The following is a 4615-nucleotide window of genomic DNA, read 5'->3' on the forward strand; positions in this document are numbered from 1 at the left end:
CTGGGGGTCAAGTGGTCGCAGGTTCAAATCCTGTCAGCCCGACCAAAAAACCGGCTCTGATCAGCGGTTTTGCTTTATCTGTTTGCCGCCGATTCGGTCGTCCAGGTCGGTATTGGGACCAATCCGGGTCCCACGGGTCGCTAGGACGGTCTGGGACAGGGGCTCTGGCGGCATTCGGCGCACGTTGTGTCTGGCAATGCACGTTAAATGCGACTGTGCATTCGGCGTCACTCACTCTGAATCCAGGGCCACCTTGACCGCGGGTCAAGGTGTTCAAGGCAATACAAGGTGACTGGGTCCTGCTCGGGGCCTGCTCAGGTGCCGTTGGGAAGCGCGAAATGCGGCTCGACTTCAACACGAACGTGGATACCGAGTTTCGAAGCGATCTCCACCAGAGCGTCGAGCGAGAACTTCGAAATCTTGCCTCGGTAGAGATCGGACAGGCGAGGCTGGGTGATGCCCAGGTTCTGGGCGGCCGCAGTCTGTGACCATCCGATCTCATCGACCCGGGAACGGATAGCGCGAATCAGTGCAGCCCGGAGTTTGAGGTTCTCGGCTTCAGCGGCGTCGTCGGCGAGGTCATCCCACACGCTCATCCCGGTGTCCTACTTTCCCGTTCATATCGCTTCTTGGCTTCCGAATACCTCTGAGCGCCAATGGTTATGTCGCTCTGGGCAGTCTTCTGCGACTTCTTGGTGAAACAGTGCAAGACGAATACCGAGTCACCAAACTTCGTCACGTAGAACACCCGAAACGCTCCATCGGCGGTCCGGATCCTGATTTCCCGACAGCCCGCGCCGACGGTGGGCATTGGCTTCCAGTCATCTGGCTCCAGACCGAGTTGCACCTGTTCGAGTTGGAAGCCGGCATCGTGGCGGGCGTCCTTCGGGAAGTCCCGAAGGTCGTCGAGCGCGGTGCCGATCCAGACGACTTTCTTCTCGCCAGGCACTTCTCAACTATATCAGTAACGATATAGTATGTCGTTCGACGGTGTATAAGGTTTAGAAGTGACTGGCGGAGCCGCGCAGGTCATCGACAAAGAATCCGCGATGAAGCTCGCCGCCCTACGAGGCCACGTCTGGCACTGCTTCGGGAGCTCGGGCATGACGGACTGGCTCACCGACCTCTCCATGTTCTTCTGCACCGCGGGTCCGGCGATCACTGTCTCGGGCTGGACGGATTATTTCGACTTCGAAGGCGAAGATGACACTTACTCGCTCTTGAAGATCGACGGTGGAGCTGACGATTTCGAGGCAGCGAAAAGGTCCGGCCGGCTCTATTCGTTCCAGTCTGGTCAGGAAGTAACCGACGTACTGGTCGTGCGTGAGACGGTGGTCGAGACTCGTGGCGAGCACGCGTCGTGGCGGTACGTCACTGACGTCGCGATTGTTTTCCAGCTGTCCGACAGCGTGATTGCGGTTGCGAAAGTCAGTCACCACTCCGAGCTACTCAGCATTGCCACGGCCGCAACGATGGACGAGCTTCCGAACGAGGAGCTGAGCAGTCGTTGGCGGGACGGAGCCGGAGTTGCGTATGCGTTGGACCGCCAGGTGATTCGGATTGAGGATCTGCTAGGCCAATGAGGCTTTGATGAGGGTCGCGGGCCTGCCGAGTCTTGGGACCGATTTGGGACCACACGTTCTGCGCGCTCCTGAACGACCTGCAGGTTCATGCCCGATATTCGGGTGGCGGCTTACGTGCATTCAGCGCGTGAACAGGCGCAACGTGCTAGCCCCATTTCCTGGGGGTCAAGTGGTCGCAGGTTCAAATCCTGTCAGCCCGACCAATGTGATGTCCCGGGACACCGTTGACAGGTGCCTCGGGACTCCCACCTTCGAAGTGTGACGGTTCCGAGAGCACAGACAAGCGGGATGGTCGCGCGCGACCCCGGCGGGTGCAGGGATAATGGCGCCGTGGACAGCACCCTCGACCAACAGGCGCGCCGCCACATGTGGGGTCACTTCACCAAGATGTCCAACGTTCAGCGTGACGGACTTCCGATGATCGTGCGCGGCGAGGGTGCGTACGTGTTCGACGACAAGGGGAACCGTTACCTCGATGCCCTGAGCGGCCTCTTCACGGTCAACATCGGCCACGGCCGCGAAGAACTCGCCGAGGCGGCCGCGGCACAGTCGCGCAAGCTGTCCTACTTCCCGCTGTGGAACTTCGCCACCGAACCGGCCGTGCGCCTCGCTTCCCGTCTTGCCGGCCTCGCCCCGGGAGACCTGAACAGGGTCTTCTTCACTTCGGGCGGAGGTGAAGCGGTCGAGTCCGCCTGGAAGTTGGCGATGCAGTACTTCGCCGCGCTCGGCCAGCCGACGCGGCGGAAAGTGATCAGCCGCGACTTCGCCTACCACGGAACCTCGTTCGGGGCGCTCTCGATCACCGGTATCCCGGCCCTGCGCGAACCGTTCGAACCGTTGCTGCCGACCGCGCTGAAGGTGCGCAACACGAACCGCTATCGGTGCACCTCGTGTGCGCATGCCGAGACCTGCAACCTCGACTGCGCGGACGACATCGAGCGCCTGATCATTGCCGAGGGTCCCGAGACCGTGGCGATTGTGATCATGGAGCCGGTGCAGAACACCGGTGGCACGCTCACGCCCCCCGAGGGCTACTGGCGTCGTGTGCGCGAAATCTGCGACCGCCATGGCGTGCTACTGGTGTCCGACGAGGTGATCTGCGCGTTCGGCCGGCTTGGCCACATGTTCGGCTGCGACCGCTTCGGCTACCAGCCCGACATGATCACCTTTGCCAAGGGGGTCACCAGCGGGTACGCACCGCTCGGCGGCGTGATCGTCAGCGACCGGGTCGCCGCGCCCTTCGTCGAGGACGAGGGCCACATGTATATGCACGGCCTCACCTTCGGGGGGCACCCTGTGAGCTGCGCCGTCGCGCTCGCGAATATCGCGATCCTTGAGAACGAGGACATCTGCGGGAACGTGCTGCGCCACGAGGCGCTGTTCGACGACGTCATGGCCGAACTCGCCACCCTTCCGATCGTCGGCGACGTACGCGGCTGCGGCTACTTCCGGGTGGCCGAACTCGTGCGCGACAAGGACACTCGCGAGACGTTCTCCACCGAGGAGAGCGAGTGGTTGCTCCGGGGATTCCTCTCGCCCATGCTCTACCGTTCGGGCCTGATCTGCCGTTCCGATGACCGCGCAGACCCCGTGGTGGTGCTGTCGCCGACCCTGGTCAGCGGCGAGCGGGAACTCGAGTTCATCCGAACCACCCTGCGCACGGCGTTCACGGCCGCGTGGGACGCCCTCGGCAAGCGCTGATGCCGACCACCGGGGAGGCTGCCCCCGGGGGTCGAGGTCGGCAATCGGTGTCCCTTATGCGCGTTTTGTCGCCACTCACGCCGCGGCGAAGATGTCCTTCCAGTCGTCTTTCATGCTGACCACGGTCCATCCCCGCTGCGGTGCATCCCGGAGTGCGGCCACCAGACTGCCACTGCTGGTGGGGTTCTCGTCGTAGCGGTATTCGCGGTCGCCGTCGGTGTGGTGGATGAGCACGCCGAGGCTGGGCCGCGGATTGTCAATCGTGGTGTACTCCAGCATCTGCTTGTCGCCGTCGCTGTTGCCGAAGGCGATGATGGGCCGCCGGCCGATGAACTCGTGGATGCCGGCGGGTTTGCCCGCCTTGTCGTCGACGAAGAGGTAATCGAGGGTTTTGACCAGAACCGGTCCGGTATCGCGCAACTCATAGGTCACCCGGGCGGTGGAGCCGACTACCTGCTCGGGCGGTATGCCGTAGACGCGTTCGCTCCAGGCGCGCATGAAGTCCGCTCCGCCGCCGGAGACGATGAAGGTCTTGAATCCGTTGGCGCGAAGGTAGCCCAGCAGTTCCTGCATGGGCTGGTAGGTCAGTTGGTCGTAGGCTCTGCCGAACCTCGGGTGTTTCGCCGCTCCGATCCAGGCGCCGACCCGGTCGGCGAACTCGTCGGTGGTCATGCCTGAATGGGTCAGCGCGACGATGCGCAGCAGGCCGTCATGGTGCGGGCCGGCCAGCAACGTGGCGGTGTCCCCGGCCAGCAGGGCCTGCACCATCGGGTCCTCCTTGAGGGTCGGCTGCTCGGCGACCATGCGGTTGATCTCGTCGACGGCGAAAGCCAACTGGAAGGGGACCGGGTTCTCCGGCCACAGCGTGCCGTCGTTGTCGAAGACGGCGATGCGCTCCGGAACCGGAACGAAGTCCGGTGAACCCTGCCTGGTGGCCCGCTCGACGAACGCGGTGATCGCCGCACGGGCGTCGCCGGCCTTCCAGGACGGCAGCGGGTCCTGCGGGTCACCCGACCGGCCGGCGCAGGCGGCTGCCACTGCGACGAATAGACAGAGCATCGCCAACAGTGCGGGGACTCGACTGCGAATCATGCCGACCATTGTCTCTCTGGTACCGAGCCCGTGGTGTTGACGGTGTCGTCTGCGTGCGCGTGCGGCGGTTTGACGGGAATTCGACGAGAAGATCCGTCGCCGGGCGCGTCAGGCCGGCTGGCCGTAGACGGCCACCACCACCGATCGGTCCAGGCTGTTCTCCGACCAAACCCCGATGGCGGTGTTGCGGCAGTCGGACATGATCGCGAACGCCCGTGGGTCGTTGTACCACTGGTTGA

The 4615-nt window shown here is 63.5% G+C and carries 5 protein-coding genes and 1 pseudogene; 2 read left to right on the forward strand and 4 right to left on the reverse strand.

Annotated features, from left to right (window positions below; translation table 11 throughout):
- Positions 1 to 314: 314 nt before the first annotated feature.
- Complete coding sequence (locus ACKOQ4_RS01990) at positions 315 to 596, reverse strand: helix-turn-helix domain-containing protein (RefSeq protein WP_526288309.1); 282 nt, start codon at positions 594 to 596, stop codon at positions 315 to 317.
- Positions 593 to 949 (reverse strand): type II toxin-antitoxin system RelE/ParE family toxin, encoded by a 357-nt coding sequence (locus ACKOQ4_RS01995; RefSeq protein ID WP_526288311.1) that lies wholly within the window; start codon positions 947 to 949, stop codon positions 593 to 595. The genes ACKOQ4_RS01990 and ACKOQ4_RS01995 overlap by 4 nt, the downstream gene beginning before the upstream one ends.
- A gap of 58 nt (positions 950 to 1007) precedes the next feature.
- Here ACKOQ4_RS01995 and ACKOQ4_RS02000 point away from each other — a divergent pair, with 58 nt between their 5' ends.
- Complete coding sequence (locus tag ACKOQ4_RS02000; RefSeq protein WP_526288313.1) at positions 1008 to 1583, forward strand: hypothetical protein; 576 nt, start codon at positions 1008 to 1010, stop codon at positions 1581 to 1583.
- A 288-nt stretch (positions 1584 to 1871) separates the two neighbouring features.
- Positions 1872 to 3284: an aspartate aminotransferase family protein gene (locus ACKOQ4_RS02005; protein ID WP_526288315.1), complete on the forward strand. Its 1413-nt coding sequence runs from the start codon at positions 1872 to 1874 to the stop codon at positions 3282 to 3284.
- 75 nt (positions 3285 to 3359) lie between these two features.
- Here ACKOQ4_RS02005 and ACKOQ4_RS02010 read toward each other — a convergent pair whose 3' ends face one another.
- Both ACKOQ4_RS02010 and ACKOQ4_RS02015 read right to left on the reverse strand, forming a co-directional pair.
- Positions 3360 to 4376: an HAD family hydrolase gene (locus ACKOQ4_RS02010; protein WP_526288317.1), complete on the reverse strand. Its 1017-nt coding sequence runs from the start codon at positions 4374 to 4376 to the stop codon at positions 3360 to 3362.
- A gap of 108 nt (positions 4377 to 4484) precedes the next feature.
- Positions 4485 to 4615: pseudogene (locus ACKOQ4_RS02015) on the reverse strand (CAP domain-containing protein); the annotation flags it as partial.

Origin of the sequence: Mycobacterium sp. (assembly GCF_046095365.1) — a bacterium.
Lineage (GTDB): Bacteria > Actinomycetota > Actinomycetes > Mycobacteriales > Mycobacteriaceae > Mycobacterium.